Source organism: uncultured Pontibacter sp. (assembly GCF_947502515.1).
Taxonomy (GTDB): Bacteria; Bacteroidota; Bacteroidia; order Cytophagales; family Hymenobacteraceae; genus Pontibacter.
The window spans coordinates 1-1,319 of sequence record NZ_CANNAI010000019.1 but is presented as its reverse complement, the minus strand read 5'-3'; the positions used below and the strand labels follow the sequence as shown (position 1 = coordinate 1,319).

General features: G+C 40.5%; 2 protein-coding genes. Both read left to right on the top strand.

Features of this window, described 5'->3' with window-relative positions; genetic code table 11:
• The first annotated feature begins 103 nt into the window (after positions 1-103).
• Positions 104-700: a carboxypeptidase-like regulatory domain-containing protein gene (locus tag Q1A54_RS20300; protein WP_299991871.1), complete on the top strand. Its 597-nt coding sequence runs from the start codon at positions 104-106 to the stop codon at positions 698-700.
• An 87-nt stretch (positions 701-787) separates the two neighbouring features.
• Positions 788-1,171, top strand: coding sequence for a hypothetical protein (locus Q1A54_RS20295; protein ID WP_299991869.1), 384 nt, complete (start codon positions 788-790; stop codon positions 1,169-1,171).
• Positions 1,172-1,319 lie beyond the last annotated feature (148 nt).

The window sequence follows — 1,319 nt, the reverse complement described above, 5'->3', positions numbered from 1 at the left end:
AATATGATACCTTTAGTATCAGGTGCCCATACTGGGCGCACACCACACCCATAAGCCAGCTACGCCGCCTTATGGCCAAGTCCGTTAGGCTTAAATAAAAATTATGAAAACAGTTTTCCTGATACTACTTCTTCTGACTATACATCTTGATTCATTCAGTCAGACAGAGAATCAAGCTACGGCATTTATAGAAGGGCGAATCGTTTCAGGAGTGAACAACAAGCCATTAGCTAATGTGCCCGTTTACCTCAAACATAGCACTATTGGTACAATCACAGATAGTTTAGGCTACTTCAAGATTAAAGATGTTCCTCAGGGAAATTACCACTTAATTGCTCGTGAATTTGGTTATGCTGAAACAGAAAAGGCAATAAGTGTAAGATCAGAACCAATAAAAGATTTGGATATCACTCTCGCAGCTGACTGCCGCTATGATAGAACTGCAGCCAAAGGGGACATAGCAAGTGGTAAGCCAAAGCTACTCTTAGTCGGGAGTATAGCGCCTGTAGTTTATAAGAATCAACATGTGTTTGAGAGAAAGTACAAAGTTGAATATTTTGATTTTGGTTGCACACCGCCAGCATACGAATGCATAAAAGAATATAACAAAGCAATCTTTAGCTATCTGGACAAGAAATATGGTGATAAATGGCGGAAAGAAGTTCGACCAGATGTAATGTTTTTGAAGGTAGAAAAGTAAAATATCTTAGCCTAACAAAACACATGTGTAAAGCTGCGGCTGCGCCTTGCTCACCTCATGTCCGAGCCGTTCTCAGTAGTTTTAAGTATGAATTTCGAACCTCCAATATCAGAAAGAAATACAGACGAGCTAATTCAAATAGCTAATTTTCCAGATGATTGGAACCCTATAGCTGTTGAGCACGCAAAAAATGAACTTCTGGTTAGAAACGTTTCACCTGAATATCAGAGCAAGAAAGTTTCGGTTCTAAAACGGTACAAGCAGAAGAAAAAGGGGGTCACCAACAAAAGAAAGGCAAACGAAAGATACTACTGGCATGATTTCATATTCCGCTTAGATGATGTGCTTGTGGAAATGCTTTTTGACTGGGACATGAAGAAGGACGGGTACTTAAAAAAGCACCAGCAGCGGAAGTATACCTTTGCAGTCATAGGTCTAGCGGTAGTTGTTGTGTATGTACTTCTAAACTGAAAGAATAACTTCTGAGAACACGGCACAGGCGCCATACTTCTGCTTCGCCTCGTTCGCAGCCTGTACTAAACGTTGGCGGTCATATTAAGAGATAAATGAACAGAAATCTTACTCAACAAGAAGTAGAAGCCTCGCTAACTTCGGGAAA

Coding starts and splice junctions, on each gene's coding strand:
- Q1A54_RS20300 (WP_299991871.1), top strand. CDS start 104: ATGAAAACAGTTTTCCTGATACTACTTCTTCTGACTATACATCTTGAT.
- Q1A54_RS20295 (WP_299991869.1), top strand. CDS start 788: ATGAATTTCGAACCTCCAATATCAGAAAGAAATACAGACGAGCTAATT.